This window comes from Streptococcus sp. LQJ-218 (assembly GCF_003428885.1).
Classification (GTDB): Bacteria; Bacillota; Bacilli; order Lactobacillales; family Streptococcaceae; genus Streptococcus.
The window spans coordinates 23,363-39,499 of the sequence record NZ_QQRU01000001.1 but is presented as its reverse complement, the minus strand read 5'-3'; the positions used below and the strand labels follow the sequence as shown (position 1 = coordinate 39,499).

Sequence of the window (16,137 nt, the reverse complement as noted above, 5' to 3'; positions counted from 1 at the left end):
ATCTAATTCTTTCTCAATCTCTCCAATGTTTCCTTAAAAATCTCTGGGGTATCTGCTGTAAATTCCATGGTCTCACCTGTTCTTGGATGAGTAAATCCTAAAGTCTTGGCATGAAGAAATTGTCCATGCCCTTTCAGTGTTTTACGTGGACCATAGACCTCATCACCAGCGACTGGATGGCCAATATAGGCCATGTGAACACGAATTTGATGGGTGCGGCCTGTCTCTAGTTGCAACTCTAGTAAACTATAATCACCAAAGCGTTCCAAAACGTGGAAACGGGTCACTGCAGGCTTCCCTTTAGCAGTCACAGCCTGTTTCTTGCGGTCTTTTTCACTACGACCAATCGGTGCTTCAATTACACCGCGATCATTTGGAAGATTTCCATGAACAATGGCCCAATATTTGCGGAGAGACTTTTTATCCTTGAGTTCTTGGGCAAGTGCTAGATGCGCCTCATCATTTTTAGCAATCATGAGAAGACCTGACGTATCCTTATCAATACGGTGAACAATTCCTGGACGCAGAACCCCATTGATACCTGACAGATCCTTGATATGGTACATGAGGGCATTTACCAGAGTTCCGCTGGTATGACCAGCACTCGGATGCACCACCATCCCCTGAGGCTTATTAACAACAGCCACATCCTCATCTTGATAAATGATTTCTAGTGGAAGATTCTCAGCCACATACTCTAAAACCTCTGGTTCTGGCACATGGTAAGTGACGACATCGCCCTCTTGGACCGTGTATTTAGCTTTCTTGACTTGGCCATTGACCAAAACCTGTCCTGATTTAATTTGTTCATTCGCAAGACTGCGTGATAATTCTGTCAAATCGGACAAAGTCTTATCTAAACGTAGTCCACCAGTTTCAATTTTAATTTCCATTTATTTCCTCTTTTAGCATTGCAATCAATAAAATAATCACTCCAACCGTCAGATAGCTATCTGCCACATTGAAAATTGCAAAATTGATAAAGTCCACGTGAAACATATCCACAACAAAGCCCTGACTCACCCTATCAATAAAGTTTCCAAGACCACCTGCGATAATCAAGGTCAAACCCAAGACCATCCAGAATGAGTCCTTCATGTGTTTATGCAGATACCAAATGGCACCTACCACGACAACCAGAGTAATGACAGCGAATAACAACTGCTGATCTTGTAAGATAGAAAAGGCTGCCCCTCTATTTTGCAGGTAGGTCAAGCTAACGAGATTGGGAATCCAAGAGCGCACTTCACCCAGTGGAATCTGCTGGACGATATAGGATTTGACCAACTGATCCAACCCAATCAAAAGCAGTATAATGACTGCTACTATTCCTCTTTTTTTCATGATTTCCTCTTTTGATCAAAATATTCTTGCATGACTTCTACGAAGAGAGTCCCAGCTTGACTAAGCTCTACTTCTTCACGTTTAACATAGACCATGCGATTATCTAGGTTATCCTTGAGACGAATAACTGTAATGCCATTAACACTGTCACTATCTAAAAATCCAGATCCAGTCGCATAGGCATCCGTCCGCTCCAAAATACCATTCAAGGTAGCACGGTCTGTCACATTGAACATCTGCGAGCTAGCGCTGGTGTCGACAAAGTTCTCTGAATAATAAAAGTACTCGTCTTTCTCTTGAGTAAAACGAACAGTTGGTAAATCAGCTAAATCCTCCATGACCAATTCCTCTTTCTGAGCCAAAGGATGCCCCTCACGAAGATAAATATGGGTATGAAAGGGAATCAATTCAATGACCTCAAGGCCTAACTTTTCAACCCGTTGCATAATCCCCTTTTTATTTTGATTGTTAAGGTAGATAATCCCAATCTCACTATGCCCTTGGGCTACTTCGTCTAAAATTTGAACAGTAGTTAATTCAAAAATCCGGAAGTTCTTATAATCAGGATAGCGCTCTGAAAAGGCCGTAATGGTTGGTGGCAAAAAGTCATAGTGCTGGCTAGCAATGGAAAATTCATCCTTTTCTTCTTCAGGATTAGCATACTGATTTTGAAAAATATCAAATCCTTTAACCAATTCTTGTGCTTTTTCATAGAATTCCATACCACGACGAGTCAAGAATGTTCCTGAGCTGGTTCGACGGAAAATCTTAAAGCCCAACTCTTTTTCCAGATCACGAACAGAAATAGACAGACTCGGCTGACTAACATACATCTTTTCAGCAGCTTCACGGAATGTACCGCTATTCGCAATAGCCACAACATAGCGTAATTGTTGAATGTTCATCTTCTACCCCCAACTTCTTTATCTTTTCATTATACCATATTTTAGAAGTTTTCCAAAAAGGAAAAAAGTCAGGAACTTTTCAAGTTTCCAAAGTTTCAATAAATACTCTAACATCCCAATCCAAGAATTAGAATGATACCTTTTTACAATCATCATTTTAGTTCAAACAAAAAAACAGCAAATCTTGTTGATTTACCGTTTGTAATTTGATACAAATTCGATTCCCAATAATTTGATACAAGAAAACTCTCTAAAGATTTCTTGTATTCTATAAATCAACTAGAATAAGCCTCTTCAATCCTATTAGCTATATCTGGACTTACCTCCCAAATACCAACATAAGGTTGCTCAATATACTGTTTTTCTTTCATAGTATATAGATAGACCACACTATCCTTTTCTTCATTCTGATGAGTAAATTTGATAATGATGTAATCTTTAACATTTGTCGGTTGATCATTGAAACTCTCAAAAGTTGTAGATTTGGACTGTTTCTGTATCTCCTTGATTAACTTTGAGATTTCTTCTCTCTTGGTTATAGTTTTAACATCTTCAGAGATACTTTTCTGCATAGAAATTACAGAGATCCTCGCAGGTTCAGGAAGAATCAATTTTTTCTTACTAACACAAGTAGATAGAACAAGAAAAGAGATTGAACAGACTATTATGGGGATAAACTTTTTCATATAGGTTCAAATCCTTTCCATATTCCTGTTTTCCTACTTAGATACCGTTATAATATCAAACCTTAGCAATTTTTACAATATCTTATTCTCTTATAAATTTCATGACTCTAAAAGCTCTACATTCAACTATTTTTTCATTGTAAAATAGAGTAATCGACAAGTTCGCTTCTTACATAGGTTTTTAAAATTTGGGTACAAAAATAGGTACCAAAACAAAAAAACAGGCTCTCCGAAAACTCGGAAAGCCTTATTTAATGCTACTTAGAGCGATTATTTWGCGATTGGGTAAACAGAAACTTGTTGTTGCAATAAAAGAAAACTATTATGCAATAGCCTTCAAAACCTTGAAAAATCAACAAGTTAGATTCCCCAAATTTACCGTATAATTACATAGTCAATAATTATGGGTATCATTTTGGGTATCAAAAAACCGCAAGCTATTGCCTGCGGTTGATGTAATCTATTTTGAAGTCTTTCTATTTTATTGTAATTAAGCCATCTGGCTCAACTGTGAACTCTGGCTTGTCTGCCATCGTGCCGTCTGGTTTAATGTAGTACCAACCGTTGCCTGATTTGATGAATTGATTTGATTTCATATCTCCGTCCTTAGCATCGAGGTAATACCAATGGTCTTTGTATTTGACCCAGCCTGTAGCCATCTTACCATCTTCTTTGAAGTAGTACCACTTGTTACTGATAAGCACCCAGCCTGTAGCCATCGCTCCACTTGGAAGCAAGTAATACCAGTACCCATCCGAATGCTTGTGCCATGAGTTAGCTTTCATGTAGCCGTTGCTATCAAAGTAATACCAAACATTGTTGATTTTCTGCCATTTATTCGTTGGATAAGAACCATCTGCATTGACATACCACCAGCCAGTTGAGTTTTTCTTCCATTTTGGCTCAGCTTCTTCATCATCTAGCAAAACAATGTTTTTGTCGTACGGATTTGAAGAGTATTGCCACCATCGAATCCCATCCATGCTAGGAAAATATTCAAAATTAGCTGTACCATCATTCAAACCATACCCGGCAATCCAAAGGCTATTTGGGAATTTCGCAAGAATCTGCTCATAATAGATATTATTGAGCGTGAATGGCTTGTAGCTGTAATAGATTGGCTCATAGCCATTTTCTTTGAGGATTTCCATGAAGCGAATACAAGCATCTGTATTTGCCTGTTTATCTCCGCTAGCGTGATCTTCGTAATCAAGACACAAGTATTTTACTTTTTGAGGTACATGATCAAGGAAGTAGCGTGCCTCTCGTTCGGCTTCTTCGATGTCACCACCAAACCATGCGTAATGATAAAATCCAACAGGGGTTGATTGCTCAACTTGAGCGGACAGGCAAGGGTTGATATAGCTTGTACTTTCAGAAATTTTGATAATAGTATTCTGTGTACCCATATCAGACAAAATACCTGTAATATCGTATCCATTGTGGCTAGATACGTCGATAAATAAGTCGTTTTTCTTCATTTGTTTATTCTCCTTTCCAAGCGTCATTCATCTGCTTGACTGCTGACTCTACAAAAGTGTCTAGATCTTTGTCAGTCATGCTGATGTTGTATTTTGTCAGCTCAGAGCGGACTTTAGTGCGAGCTTGCTCTAGCTTCTCATCACCTTTGTAGCCTGTTTCAGCCGCTACCTGCTCCACGGCACGAACGGCATTTTTAGCTAAGATTTCAGCGATTTTTACAGCTTTCTCTCCACCTTTTCGCAAAAGATAGTCTTTCACTGCTTTTACAATACTGCCTATTGCTACTGCTAAAAAGCCTGTCGCAAAAGCGATGATAAATTCATTAAATTGTGTCATATGTTTTTCCTCTCTATTATGGCAATGTTGCCGGCCAGGGTTCGTCTGTCAAGTATGAGATGGAGCTCACACGGATATCCCCAATGTCGCGGTCTGTTGGGACAGGGTTTAAGAATTGGAATCTTATATGATTTTGGTCTTCATTCCCTCCCAAGTACCATGTCCCATATATAATCCCATTGTCATTATAGATATTCCCTATTAAAGATGATTGCGTTCTAAATCCTGTAGGTATACCACCTCTATAAACGATAAAACAATTTCTTTCAGCATCTGATGGTTGATAAGAATATCCTTGACCACCACGTCTTACAATTCCGAACCATCCCCATTGAAGACCTCCGAATTGATATAAGACCAGATTGTTAACGCGTCTTACTTTTACAAACGAATTTCCTAGTTTTGAAACTGAGTTAAGTGTTCTCCAGCCAGTATCTCCTATCAAAACTTTCCAGCCTGTGTTACCATTTCCACTCTCTTTTATCCATTTCAGAACGCCGTTCGTCGCATTGACATCTACATAAGTCGTTCCGACTTCAGCAGTTATTCGCCCTTCTGGTGAGCCTGTACCACGGATTTCATGACTTACATTATCTGGTAACGGTAGAGTGACATTATTTCCCCCAACAATGCCGAGGGTATTTCCTGTCAAGGTTAGCTTTGGTTCAGGCTTTTGGTTCAGCACTTTTACATCACGGCCAACTGCTTGAGCAAATTCTTCAAAATTGCTCATAGCCATCACGCTTTCGCTGCGTTATAGGTTGCGACCAGGTCAAGGTTTGCAAACTCGTCAATACGATTGCCGAGATCAGCAATCTTCTGAACCACTGCTCCACCAGTGTCACCACTCAGATTAGCGATATAATCAGCGATTTCTTTGAGGGTATCAAATTGTTCAGATACCCCCTCACCTAAAATGTCATTCTTGACCGCAGTCTTAGCTTGCTCAATTAGTTGGTTGAGGGTGGCATTATCAACCTTGCCATTAAGTAATCGCTTCAGCTCCTTAATGTCAACACCAACTGCTTGAGCGAATGCTGTTAATTTTGTTGTGTCCATTGTTTTACACCTTTCCTAAATTGTAGTAAAAAAGCAAGTCAGGAATTTCCTGACCTGCCTCGCTGCTGCCTGTAGTCCTACCTGCAAGTTGCTTCTTAATTTCTTCTGCGATATCCAGCTCCTTAAGTGCATGGATTTCCTCTGTGACCAAGTTCTTATCCGATTTTGTCACTCGGATTTGAGTTGAATCATCGCTTGGGAAGATAAATCCACCAACTGAAATCTCAATTAGATAGAGTCCAGCAGGCAGAATCTTGTCCAAATTAAAAGCCACTGTTCCGTTCGTGACAATGGCTTTCTTCTTGATCTGCTCTTGGTCCTTTGTTAGCGTGATGGATGCCTCTTGACCTTCAAGCTGAGGGATAGACATGCGGTTTTCATCTAACAAAGAAAAGGCAAATGTAGAAGCCACATCGCCTTGCTTAACCAAAAAACCACCATCTACCTGTTCAAGATTGGTTGAATTGAGAACATTAGCCATTTTCACGCCTCCTTTCTCAATCCTTACTTTGAATCAAATTTTTCAGCTCTCTGACATCTTCACCCAGAGATTTTACCTGCTCAGCCAGTACCAGAATCGCTTTATTTTGTTCATCATGATTGTCTAGCCTTTTACTAGCAGATGCTTTAAATTCTCGTAAATTCTCGATGTCTTTTTCCATAATCGTAATGCGATTTTCCTGCTTTGTTCCACGGTCTTTCATCGAGAAATAAAGTCCGACAACAGGAATCAGAGAGAGGAAAATTTGGACCATTAAACGTTCAAATTCTGCCATAGTCACCTCTACTGTTCATTTGGTGCTTTCAGTGCATTAAACTTCCAAGTTGCTAGAAGACCATTCTGGGAAGGTGCCCCTTCAAGTTGAGCAAGGGTTTCTCCTTGATAAGTGAAGGACTGATTGGTTTGAATCAAGATACGTTTACCTTCTCCATTAATTTCAACGTAACCTGGGTCTTCCACCGCAAAAATTGCACCAGGCTCGTAAACTTTACCAACTTCAGCGAGAGGGAAGAGTTCGACCATTTCTTTGTAGGTTGTTCCGTAGGCAATTTTTTCACCCATGATAGAGTCTTGAGCCATGACTCGCACTACTTTGTCAATTTTATTTGTAAGGGCAGAAAGTCGATTCTGCTCGCTTTCATTATGCGCAATCTTCTGATTGGCCTGTTCAAGCTGCGCTTGTGCTTTGACGATTGCAGAGCTTGGGTCCAATTCAGACCTGAGAACATCCAGCACCGCTTGAATCAAGACGTCTTCTGGTTCGTTTGTACGATCTCCAAGGAATGATCGTGAGTTAGTGCTGTAGCGCTTTCCTTCTGATAATTGAATTTCTACCACGGTCTCAACATTAGAACCAGAAATTCTTAAGTACGGTTTTGTTGATAAGTTATAGCCATTGATTGCCATATCTATTCTCCTTCTGCTGGTTTAGTTTGTTCATCAAGCAGAGCTTCCAGCTCATCTACTCGTGCTTGAAGTCCTTGATTTTCTGCTTCTTTTTTCCCTAGTTGAATCTTCAATAGATTATGTCTAAGCATTAATGCCTTTGAATCAACTAACATGTCATCAAGTGTCATGCTTAGGACTTGGTTAAGCTGCTCTTCGTTCATTTTCTAAGTTCTCCAATCTTTGTGTTAATGTTTTATTTTCAAGAGCAAGCTCCTGAATTGCTTTAAGTGCTACATTAGTTAATCTGATATTGTCTAGATTCAGCGTGTCTCCATTCTCGTAGACGAGTGTAGGATCTACCGCTTGAACCTCTTGGGCAATCAAACCAATCTTAGTGTGTGCTTGTCGTGGTCTATCCTCTTGCTTCTTCCAGTCATATTCCTTGAACTGGAATTTCTGGATATAATCAAGAGCCTTGTGCCTACAGTCAACAATATTTTCTTTCAGACGTTTATCTGAGAAATTTTGCTTAATAATTGCCCACAAGCCATACGCTTGACCTCCGTACGTATAATAAATGTCGTTTGGAGCGAAATCCATTGCGACGGTAGATTTCCAGAAAGCTAGCGTTCCTGTCGATACGCTTCCGACTTTCCCTAAACCTGTTTTCAGCCAGCCTATTCCTTTAGCTTTAATGTACCCATCAACAGTCATGATGAATTCGTCTGTATCGGTTGCAGTATTTCCAACTGTGAAATCCGAATCTTTGTAAACAAAAAGACCGTAAGGGACATTTTCTCCACGGCCGTAAGAACCAATGAACTGGACACCCAATCCATCTTTGGCATTATAGTCTCGTGGTACGTTAATCTGTAAACCACCATTCACTGTATCAAACGAACCATAAGAACCTAGTTGGATTTTTGTGTGGCCAGTTAGGGTTCCTCCATAAATATTAGAACCTGTAATTGTTCCACCCAAAATCCTATCGCCACTTAAAAATCCTGCTTTTACCTGACTCGCATTAATCGAAATACTCTGAACACGATTAATAAAGGCTTGTTTAGCAAATAGTTGATTTAAATAAGCTTCATTTGCGACAAGCTTATTGAAGAAAGCCTGGTCAACTTTCAATTTTTCGGCTGTAACAGCTTCAGCATCCAAAACAACCGTGGTCACTGAACCAGCTTCAAAATTGGCCGTCTTCAGCTTATCAACCATGGCTGATTTTATAACAGCATTATCAATCAAGGTCTCGCCCGTAATATGAGTCAACTTACCAACAAAGCGGTTATGTCCATTGGCACCAAGATTGATTCCAGAGATGATATCTCCAGCTGAGTTGATGTTTTGAACCGCCCACGAACCAGCCAACTGTTTTTGAACGGTTTTCAGGCCTTCATTCTTAGACACCTCAACCTGGAACAGCTGATTAGTCAGAGCCATGCGAGCAACCTTATCTGCAATTCCATTTTCAGTATTTCCAAGAATCCGCTCATAGAGCTGACTAGTTTCTTTCACACGTTGGAAGTCCGTTTGACTAGCCTTGCCAGCAATTTGCGATGTGATATTTGCAAATTGACCGTCGACTGTCTGCTTGTACTGAGCTATTTTCGTAGCAATTTGGCCATCTGTCGATGTCTTCACTTCATCAATTCGTCGTTCAATACCTCGAACACCCTCTTGATACGTGTTTTTGCTAACATAACCATCAACAACTTCATTCTTCAATTTGGTTATATCAGCGGTTGCCTGCTCACCAATCCGCTTGGCTTCCTGTGCAAGCAGGGTACTTGCGCCAGCATTTTCCAAGGCTTCTTCAGACTTACGCTTGGCTTCTTGTAATGGGCCGTTGTTAAAACTATTGAAGCGCTGGTCGATAGTGTCAGACAGTTCTTGCTTGGTTTCTTCTGCTTTTGCATTAGCAGCGTTGAGACCGTCTGTGAATTGATTGACCAATTCTTCTTTTTGCCTATCAAAAGCAAGGTCAGCATTCTTGAGTTCTCTGGCTAATTGCCTTTCAAAATTGCTTTGAAGTTGTTGAGCTTCACCCTTAACTGCATCACTCACTACGTTACCAATTGCATTCGCAAGTCCAGACTGGAACTGACCGAAGCCAATTGTCTTCAATTTTTTGCCCATCGGTGAGTAGGTATACTTAGTGATTTTCTTCCTTACGTCCAAATCGAATGTCTCATGGTAAATACTTACAATATCAAACATCTGGACAGGAACATCACTTTGACCGATAACATCAATCTCAATGCTATCTTCCACGAGGTCGCATAGACTAGTTAAGAAATACTGCCTGCCATACTCTCTAAGGCTTGCTTCATCCTTGACATCTTGGTCGTTGACTTCTACAACATCCTCATAAATCCGACTGTATTTTTCAATAAACTGGCTATCGACAACTACTTTATAATGCTTATCATCAGCATTCTCTCCCTCGCCTTTTACAGTAGTTTTAAAAGTAATTCGAGTCTTTAAAGACTTGGTAGAGGTCTTGTGCTGATAGCTAGAAAGGTTTTTCTTATACATAAAAAGCGATTCATTTTCTGAACCGCCATTTTTTAATAACCTTACCTGATAACCATGTCTGACTAAATCACCACCCCACTGACCAAGAATAGAGTGTTTATCCTTGGTCAAGGCTTCCATAGCGTTCATTGTATCACTATTGAAGGTGTGTCTATTATCAATATCTGAGAAGAATGAGAATGAATTTTCACGAGTGATGCTTCCAGCGAAACTACTTAAAGCAGTGGATCCGGTCACTCTGTCCAAAGAAATCGGATTAACAACATAGTTGTTCAAGAGAGTGAATACTTGGTTCGCATAGACTTGAATATATCCATGCTTCTTCTCGACTTCAAAAATTACAAAATCTTGTTCACCATGAAGATCATCAGCAGTCAAGAATGTTTCTTCTCTTAGTCGTTGCCATAACACATTATTGGTAGGAAACTTGAACGATAATTGATAGGTGCTATTCGCTTCTTGTATGATGTTATCATCGTATGCTGCATTAAGAGGTATATTCCCATCTGTTAAATAAATCATATTAGATACCTCCAATTAGGATGAATAGTAATCTTACGGACATTTCCAGTAAACGAAACACCAACTTTACCAGTCGAAATCTCCAAAAATCCCCCACGCTTACGAAGCGTGTTCTGGACTGCTCCAGTTGCGTTATAGATGTTCTGCTTACCTTGCCTGCAATCAATAGTAGCCTTTGTCTTAATAGCAAGATACATAGTCTTACGGCCAATCGTTAGGGAAATGTTGCCATCCCCCTCGACCTCAATAATTGGTTCAGAATAAATCGTCCCAAGATTATTGATCGTACCAGATGCTGTCAGTATGACAGGGTCTACATCTTTTTGATAGCGGAACGGTTGCATGTCTAGCTTGATTTCCAACTTCCAAGCATGATTCCCAAACGGTTCAAAACTAGCAGTAAGGAAGTTTGCATAGAATAACGACCCCAGCTGATAGCTAAATTCTAAAACATTATCATTCGATTGAAACTTATCAAGAATACTTGAAATCTCAACCATTTTTTTAACGTGGAGAGTGAAGGTCCTTTCGTAACTGTCGAAAGAACCGTCTAACACACGGTAACTACCATTAACTCCATAAAGGTTTGCTTTCTCTCCTTTTGGCTTAGCAGCCTCCACCTTCCCGAAATCTGTCACAACACAACCAGGAAGGGTTGAGGTGTGAAAACCATTGATGATCATATACTCCATTAAATTCCCTCCCTTGCGTAAATTGCACCGTGTTGTTCATAGGTTTTGAGTGAGATAACGTCATTGTCCAGATAAACGTCTGACGATTTTTCAAGGATAGCAGTAAGGATTCTCTCCATACTTGCTCTCAGAATCGCTATCTCAGACACGGTTTTATTCTCATGTGCTTCAAATTGAGCTGATGGCATAGCCAACTGGGCTTCTAGGTTTTTAGTAACAGATGCTGACGAGTTTATATCTAAATTATCCCCAGAAAATACATCTGAAATCTCACCAGCTATTCCACCAACTGTTTCTTTGACACCTTTAAACCTTGCTTGCAGTCCTTGGTCTAAACCTTGCATAATTGCATTACCTGCTGGAATCAAAAGCTTACGGTCATAGTCAATAGGACCTTTATGGTCTCGAATCCAATTTGCAATTCCACCAACAAAATTAGTAACTCCTTCCCAGGCAGATTTTAAACCACCTAAGAAACCATTAAGAATGGCCTTACCAGCTTCCCAAAGATTGATATTGGCTAGACCTTTAAAGATATTTGTGACACTGTTTACAACATTAGTCACACCTTGTTTCAAGTTATTCCAAGCATTCTGAGCTCCTTGGATAAGCCCGTTGATGATAGAAATAACCCCTGATTTCAGGGCGTTCCAGCCATTCACAGCTGCCGACTTGATACTTTCCCACAAACTTGATAGGAAGTTCATAAAACTATACCAGATATTTTGAGCCCCCTGCACTAAACCTGAGATCAGACTTGTTACAGTAGATTTTATCCATTCCCAGGCCATTGATGCAGCTGTTTTGATAAATTCCCAAATTGTACTAAGAACATTAGAAAAATTCTCAAAAACACCGGTAGCATATCCAACGATAACATCCACAACTCCAGAGAAGTATGTCTTAATGCCCTCCCAAATCATAGAGATTCCATTTTTGATTCCTTCCCAAATCAGAGAAAGATCTACTCCTAATTTATCGAAATTCCCTGTCACAAGGTCGATGATGATCAGAATAGCGCCCAAGAAAATGGATTTGATGAACTCCCAAGCACCTTGAAAAATCATCTTAATCCCTTCCCAAATTTGAGTAAGACCATCTGATATATTGTTCCAAATATTCATAAAACCATCTATGAACGGTTGGACAATAGCCATCACTACCGTTGTGATTGCTGTCCATGCCACAGATGCAGCCTCTTGAATACTTACCCACAAGTCAGAAAAGAAAGTTACAACAGCAGTCCACATCGCTTTCAAAGATTCGATATAAGCAGTCCAAGCTGTAACGACTCCTTCCCATAAGATGATAGCACCTTCAGAGATACCAGACCAAAGACCAACAAAGAAATCAGCTATCCCCTGCCAAGCCTGCTTAATCCAGTCTACAAAAGATGACCAAATTTGCTGGCCAGTTTCTGTTTGTGTGAAAAACCATACCAGAGCAGCAGTCAATGCAGCGACTGCCGTTACGATTAAGCCAATCGGGTTAGCAGATAGAACTGCATTAAAGATACCAAACGCTCCACTTGCTCCCATAGTTGCAGCTGCATTAGCAGCTTCAGCAGCAGTTAAAGCTCCTGTTCTAACGAATTGAGCTAACATTAAACCATTCGTGATAGCTAGAGTTGCATTCCTGATTGTTTCAATTCCTTTTATTACCGCTAAGACAGCTTTGTAACCAGCCCAAGCACTTGTAATCCCAACAACAGCCGATTTTAAGGCATCTAATGCAAGAGGCGAATCTTTTAACCAAGATGTAAATTTACTAAGACTTTCAGAGGCGCCTCTGATAAAACCTGAGATACTTTCAAAGGCGATGCCTAGCAAATTCACTCCCTGCTCTCCGTCTTTGATACCTAACAGATCTCCAACGAAATCAACAACAATGCTTGCAACATTACCAGCAACAACCCCGATATTCTCAAAAGTTACTCGGATATTGTCTGCGATGTTGACAATTTGATTAGCAGCACCCTCGCTAAATCCAAGCATGGTCAGGATATCAATGTTATCTTGCTTGCTCAATGATCCAAAGATCATATCAAAGAAGGTTTGAAAGATACCTGTCACTCTCGACAGTTGACTATAGACTGCACTTCCAAAGGCATCCCCAAAAAGCTGAGAAGCAATCTGGCTAATCCCTTCGGTCAAAACTAAACCCAATCCAGAGAAAATATTTCCAACCATTGGTAAAAAGTTATCGAAGAGAAAGGTAGAGGTTGTTTTTGCTAAAGCTTGTAAAGATGGCAGAATATTTTCTCCCAATGCTAACTTTCCAAGTACATTCTGAGCAGCTGCTTTCATTGATTCAAATGAGCCACTAAAAGTAGATGCCGCCTCTTTGGCAGTTGTACCAGTGATGTCGAGATTTTCTTGAATAGCATGGATTGCATTATAAACATCTGAAAGGTTGTTAATGTCGTACTTAACACCCGTCAGTTTCTCTGCATCAGCCAATAGCCGTTGCATTTCTTGTTTTGTACCACCATACAGTACATATTCGCCATAATTCGCTAAATTATGACCGTCTTTTTCAAGACTGCTCTATGTCGCCATAGAGATTAGACTATCTCTTATACTTTTTTAAGTATCCTAGCGCTTCGGCTCGCTTGAGCCTACTCTACTCCATTAAAAAAACACCCTTTCGGATGCTTTTTCTGTTTCGATAGTCGTTACACTTTCAAGACTTTAGAACGTTTCCCGTCCTTGTAAGAAAATTTATATCCTCTCGTCCTTCCACGTCTTCCAATAGTTCCTTTTTCTAACATCAAAGAAATATTAGAAATAGCACAATCAAAATATTTTGCAGTTTCAGAAATACTATCAAATTCCATTGTGTCTATAACATTTAGCCACGCTAAATGTCCGCCACCTCTTTTATTTCTTTCTTCTGCATATCTTGTTACTATGATTGGTTCACTTCTTACACCAATCGTTTCAAAACGTGAATTATTTTCTGAATAAGTTGCCCACCGTAAATTATTAATAGAATTATTTTTTCGGTTTCCGTCGATATGATCCACCGTCAATTTATTTTCCGGATTCGGTATAAATGTTTCTGCAACCAATCTATGAATTGGAACTTTTTCAGATTTATTATTTTTGTATAGGTCAACTATTAAATAGCCATTTTGTTTGTTCGTGAATGGTTGTTTTATGTGTCCAGTTTGGTCATTTCTGACTTCTCCAGCTTCATTTATTGAATAGTTGCTATTTCTTTTTATTTTCTTCCACATTGTATTTTTACCTCGTATTTGATAATTTCACTTTATCATACATTCAAGGAAAAATCAACTAAAATCTTGCTTAGCACGGTATTGCCTAAGCTACTCTTAGGGTTTCACCGTTTTCACTAGGTTTATACTCGGCTATGGTTTTTCTACCGAGCTTCAAGTTGTCAAGCATGGTGTAGTTTTGCTTCGCAAACCCTTGATAAGCCATCTGAATGCTCTCCATCGATGTCCCCATCTTATTAGCATTATCTGACATATCAATCATGGCCATGTTTGCTGTTTCAGCAGCTTTGTTTGTATCACCGCCCAAAGACTGCAAGAGACTAGCAGAGAAACCTGTCACGTTTTCCATATAGGCATTAGCTGATAAACCTGTGGTCTTGTAGGCTTCATTAGCATACCCCTTCACCTTATCAGCAGAACCTTTGAAAAGAGTTTCAATACCTCCGAGCGATTGCTGAAGTGCTGCACCTTCACTGATTGCTGCCGAAAAGGCCTTGCCAATCCCTGCTGCTGCAATAACCTTTGTCATAACACCAACAAGACTAGAACCCAATGACTGTCCAGCGCTTTGTCCTGCTGCACTCGCTTCAGGATTGAGGATTGATTGTATTTTACCAGTAATCCCTCTAGCTGATGGTATCAATTGTACATAAGCCTGTGCTATTTCTGTAGCCACTAATCCTCACCTCCTATCTTTTCTAAAATTTTCTGACGATATTCTTCAAAGTCCTCACCAGAATCAAAGATCATCTCCTTGCTTTCTTTAGCTTTAGTTTTTCCTGTTAGTTCCTCTGCAACCATTAATGGTTTATTGATTCCTTTCTGACCGTCTGTTGTTTTTAACCAAACAAGAGCAGAAAGCCTATCAAGCACGCCTGCAAGCAAAAAGGTTTCAAAAGAAACTTTGCTATTGGTCATTGCTAGTTTGATCCGTGAATCATCTCTCAGACCAAAAGCAAAAACAGCTACCTGGTCAGCAGGTAACTGTCTGTAATCAAAAACCCCATATGTTTCAGCTAAATCACAAATAAGAGCATCTTCATCTGTTTGAATCATTCTAGCAAGGAGCGCTATTTTTTTAACTGGTTCTGACTTGTGAAAATCTCACTAATTTCTGCTCCCATTTTATCCAAAGGAACAATGCCATCCACAGTCCGCACATGGTTTTTCAAATCTTCTGATTTGTCACCAAGCATAAGTTTGACCACTTTTGGTAAAACTGCCGGATTTGTATCTACTTCAGCGATTGCTTCGAGCAACTCATAGTTTTCCAAGCGCTCTTTTGTGATTTCAAAAGCAAATCCGGTCGAAGTCACCCCACGGATTGTTTTAATCTGTGGCGCAGCTTCTTTATTTTTCTTTTTGCGATTTTGTTTTGACATAGTTAAGCTCCTTTGATGTATTCATAGTGTGTGTCATCAGTAGCGTTAGGAAAGGCAGTGACTGTCGTACCATATCCAAGAACACTTCCATCGTTATAAGTGATTTCATCGATGGCAGTTACCTTTCCTGAAGGGATAACAATACGTTTAAGTACACCACCTTTTAGAACTGTTTCGATTACAAGGCAATGATGTGGCAATTCTTTTGAATTTGCCTTAATGGTAATTCCTGATGACAAGTCCCCAGATACATTATCTGATCCATAAACTTCCTTCAAAACTTCCACATTCAATGCTTCAATCAGCATATATTTGAATGTGTCTGTCTTTTCCTTTTGAACTGAACTTACAACGACACCACCCCATGCCTTAATATTTTCTGACTCAGGGGAGTTGCTATTAGTCATACCATCTTCTGAAATATAACCTAGTGCTTTAAACGCATCATCTAATTTTGTAGTTGCATCAGTTGGCAGTGTTGTTCCAAGAGGTGCAGAATAAACCGCACCTCCGATTTTAGGTTTTGCAGTCGTTACATTTGCTTCTGTAGCCATTTAATT

Annotated in this window: 20 protein-coding genes and 1 pseudogene; 1 reads left to right on the top strand and 20 read right to left on the bottom strand. The window is 39.8% G+C overall.

The window, feature by feature from the left end:
• Positions 1-2: 2 nt before the first annotated feature.
• The 3 genes from D2908_RS00315 to D2908_RS00305 are packed head-to-tail and all read right to left on the bottom strand — an operon-like array spanning position 3 to position 2,249.
• Positions 3-893 carry an RluA family pseudouridine synthase gene (locus D2908_RS00315; protein ID WP_117304046.1) on the bottom strand — a complete coding sequence of 297 codons (891 nt, stop codon included), beginning with the start codon at positions 891-893 and terminating at the stop codon, positions 3-5.
• On the bottom strand, positions 883-1,344 hold the full coding sequence (gene lspA, locus D2908_RS00310; protein WP_117304044.1) for a signal peptidase II: 462 nt from the start codon (positions 1,342-1,344) through the stop codon (positions 883-885). Before lspA ends, D2908_RS00315 begins: the two co-directional genes overlap by 11 nt.
• Positions 1,341-2,249, bottom strand: a complete 909-nt coding sequence (locus tag D2908_RS00305) for a LysR family transcriptional regulator (RefSeq protein ID WP_117304042.1) — start codon at positions 2,247-2,249, stop codon at positions 1,341-1,343. The genes lspA and D2908_RS00305 overlap by 4 nt, the downstream gene beginning before the upstream one ends.
• Here D2908_RS00305 and D2908_RS10255 point away from each other — a divergent pair.
• Complete coding sequence (locus tag D2908_RS10255) at positions 2,242-2,385, top strand: AraC family transcriptional regulator (RefSeq protein WP_206269731.1); 144 nt, start codon at positions 2,242-2,244, stop codon at positions 2,383-2,385. The genes D2908_RS00305 and D2908_RS10255 overlap by 8 nt on opposite strands.
• A 139-nt stretch (positions 2,386-2,524) precedes the next feature.
• On the opposite strand, the gene D2908_RS00300 is transcribed toward D2908_RS10255, so the two are convergent.
• From D2908_RS00300 to D2908_RS00220, 17 genes and pseudogenes are all read right to left on the bottom strand, one after another.
• A complete protein-coding gene (locus D2908_RS00300; RefSeq protein ID WP_117304040.1) occupies positions 2,525-2,935 on the bottom strand; it encodes a DUF5301 domain-containing protein in 411 nt (136 codons plus the stop codon).
• 476 nt (positions 2,936-3,411) lie between these two features.
• Complete coding sequence (locus D2908_RS00295) at positions 3,412-4,416, bottom strand: GH25 family lysozyme (RefSeq protein WP_117304038.1); 1,005 nt, start codon at positions 4,414-4,416, stop codon at positions 3,412-3,414.
• Between the two features lie 4 nt (positions 4,417-4,420).
• Positions 4,421-4,753, bottom strand: a complete 333-nt coding sequence (locus D2908_RS00290; RefSeq protein WP_117304036.1) for a phage holin — start codon at positions 4,751-4,753, stop codon at positions 4,421-4,423.
• Positions 4,754-4,769: 16 nt separating this feature from the next.
• Positions 4,770-5,492: a hypothetical protein gene (locus D2908_RS00285; protein ID WP_206269730.1), complete on the bottom strand. Its 723-nt coding sequence runs from the start codon at positions 5,490-5,492 to the stop codon at positions 4,770-4,772.
• Positions 5,492-5,812: a hypothetical protein gene (locus tag D2908_RS00280; RefSeq protein ID WP_117304034.1), complete on the bottom strand. Its 321-nt coding sequence runs from the start codon at positions 5,810-5,812 to the stop codon at positions 5,492-5,494. Before D2908_RS00280 ends, D2908_RS00285 begins: the two co-directional genes overlap by 1 nt.
• A gap of 4 nt (positions 5,813-5,816) precedes the next feature.
• A complete protein-coding gene (locus tag D2908_RS00275; protein ID WP_117304032.1) occupies positions 5,817-6,293 on the bottom strand; it encodes a hypothetical protein in 477 nt (158 codons plus the stop codon).
• A 16-nt stretch (positions 6,294-6,309) separates the two neighbouring features.
• Entirely contained in the window at positions 6,310-6,588 is a 279-nt protein-coding gene (locus D2908_RS00270; RefSeq protein WP_117304030.1) for a hypothetical protein, read from the bottom strand.
• Positions 6,589-6,596: 8 nt separating this feature from the next.
• The gene (locus D2908_RS00265; protein ID WP_117304028.1) at positions 6,597-7,220 is read right to left on the bottom strand and encodes a hypothetical protein; all 624 of its coding nucleotides are present in this window, start codon (positions 7,218-7,220) and stop codon (positions 6,597-6,599) included.
• A gap of 2 nt (positions 7,221-7,222) precedes the next feature.
• A complete protein-coding gene (locus D2908_RS00260; RefSeq protein ID WP_117304026.1) occupies positions 7,223-7,423 on the bottom strand; it encodes a hypothetical protein in 201 nt (66 codons plus the stop codon).
• Entirely contained in the window at positions 7,404-10,265 is a 2,862-nt protein-coding gene (locus D2908_RS00255; RefSeq protein ID WP_117304024.1) for a phage tail spike protein, read from the bottom strand. Before D2908_RS00255 ends, D2908_RS00260 begins: the two co-directional genes overlap by 20 nt.
• On the bottom strand, positions 10,262-10,957 hold the full coding sequence (locus D2908_RS00250; RefSeq protein WP_117304022.1) for a phage tail protein: 696 nt from the start codon (positions 10,955-10,957) through the stop codon (positions 10,262-10,264). The genes D2908_RS00255 and D2908_RS00250 overlap by 4 nt, the downstream gene beginning before the upstream one ends.
• Positions 10,957-13,428: a PblA gene (locus tag D2908_RS10045; RefSeq protein ID WP_240628260.1), complete on the bottom strand. Its 2,472-nt coding sequence runs from the start codon at positions 13,426-13,428 to the stop codon at positions 10,957-10,959. Before D2908_RS10045 ends, D2908_RS00250 begins: the two co-directional genes overlap by 1 nt.
• A gap of 203 nt (positions 13,429-13,631) precedes the next feature.
• On the bottom strand, positions 13,632-14,195 hold the full coding sequence (locus tag D2908_RS00240; RefSeq protein WP_117304020.1) for an HNH endonuclease: 564 nt from the start codon (positions 14,193-14,195) through the stop codon (positions 13,632-13,634).
• Positions 14,196-14,340: 145 nt separating this feature from the next.
• A pseudogene (locus tag D2908_RS00235) lies at positions 14,341-14,871 on the bottom strand (PblA); the annotation flags it as partial.
• Positions 14,871-15,251 carry a DUF5361 domain-containing protein gene (locus tag D2908_RS00230; RefSeq protein ID WP_117304016.1) on the bottom strand — a complete coding sequence of 127 codons (381 nt, stop codon included), beginning with the start codon at positions 15,249-15,251 and terminating at the stop codon, positions 14,871-14,873. The gene D2908_RS00230 and the pseudogene D2908_RS00235, both read right to left, overlap by 1 nt.
• A gap of 14 nt (positions 15,252-15,265) precedes the next feature.
• Complete coding sequence (locus tag D2908_RS00225; RefSeq protein ID WP_206269738.1) at positions 15,266-15,529, bottom strand: hypothetical protein; 264 nt, start codon at positions 15,527-15,529, stop codon at positions 15,266-15,268.
• 50 nt (positions 15,530-15,579) lie between these two features.
• Positions 15,580-16,131, bottom strand: a complete 552-nt coding sequence (locus tag D2908_RS00220) for a phage tail protein (RefSeq protein WP_117304013.1) — start codon at positions 16,129-16,131, stop codon at positions 15,580-15,582.
• Positions 16,132-16,137: the final 6 nt, after the last annotated feature.

Coding starts and splice junctions, on each gene's coding strand:
- lspA (WP_117304044.1), bottom strand. CDS start 1,344: ATGAAAAAAAGAGGAATAGTAGCAGTCATTATACTGCTTTTGATTGGG.
- D2908_RS00260 (WP_117304026.1), bottom strand. CDS start 7,423: ATGAACGAAGAGCAGCTTAACCAAGTCCTAAGCATGACACTTGATGAC.
- D2908_RS00305 (WP_117304042.1), bottom strand. CDS start 2,249: ATGAACATTCAACAATTACGCTATGTTGTGGCTATTGCGAATAGCGGT.
- D2908_RS00295 (WP_117304038.1), bottom strand. CDS start 4,416: ATGAAGAAAAACGACTTATTTATCGACGTATCTAGCCACAATGGATAC.
- D2908_RS10045 (WP_240628260.1), bottom strand. CDS start 13,428: ATGCAACGGCTATTGGCTGATGCAGAGAAACTGACGGGTGTTAAGTAC.
- D2908_RS00265 (WP_117304028.1), bottom strand. CDS start 7,220: ATGGCAATCAATGGCTATAACTTATCAACAAAACCGTACTTAAGAATT.
- D2908_RS00230 (WP_117304016.1), bottom strand. CDS start 15,251: ATGATTCAAACAGATGAAGATGCTCTTATTTGTGATTTAGCTGAAACA.
- D2908_RS00280 (WP_117304034.1), bottom strand. CDS start 5,812: ATGGACACAACAAAATTAACAGCATTCGCTCAAGCAGTTGGTGTTGAC.
- D2908_RS00240 (WP_117304020.1), bottom strand. CDS start 14,195: ATGTGGAAGAAAATAAAAAGAAATAGCAACTATTCAATAAATGAAGCT.
- D2908_RS00300 (WP_117304040.1), bottom strand. CDS start 2,935: ATGAAAAAGTTTATCCCCATAATAGTCTGTTCAATCTCTTTTCTTGTT.
- D2908_RS00255 (WP_117304024.1), bottom strand. CDS start 10,265: ATGATTTATTTAACAGATGGGAATATACCTCTTAATGCAGCATACGAT.
- D2908_RS00290 (WP_117304036.1), bottom strand. CDS start 4,753: ATGACACAATTTAATGAATTTATCATCGCTTTTGCGACAGGCTTTTTA.
- D2908_RS10255 (WP_206269731.1), top strand. CDS start 2,242: ATGTTCATCTTCTACCCCCAACTTCTTTATCTTTTCATTATACCATAT.
- D2908_RS00250 (WP_117304022.1), bottom strand. CDS start 10,957: ATGGAGTATATGATCATCAATGGTTTTCACACCTCAACCCTTCCTGGT.
- D2908_RS00220 (WP_117304013.1), bottom strand. CDS start 16,131: ATGGCTACAGAAGCAAATGTAACGACTGCAAAACCTAAAATCGGAGGT.
- D2908_RS00315 (WP_117304046.1), bottom strand. CDS start 893: ATGGAAATTAAAATTGAAACTGGTGGACTACGTTTAGATAAGACTTTG.
- D2908_RS00275 (WP_117304032.1), bottom strand. CDS start 6,293: ATGGCTAATGTTCTCAATTCAACCAATCTTGAACAGGTAGATGGTGGT.
- D2908_RS00285 (WP_206269730.1), bottom strand. CDS start 5,492: ATGGCTATGAGCAATTTTGAAGAATTTGCTCAAGCAGTTGGCCGTGAT.
- D2908_RS00270 (WP_117304030.1), bottom strand. CDS start 6,588: ATGGCAGAATTTGAACGTTTAATGGTCCAAATTTTCCTCTCTCTGATT.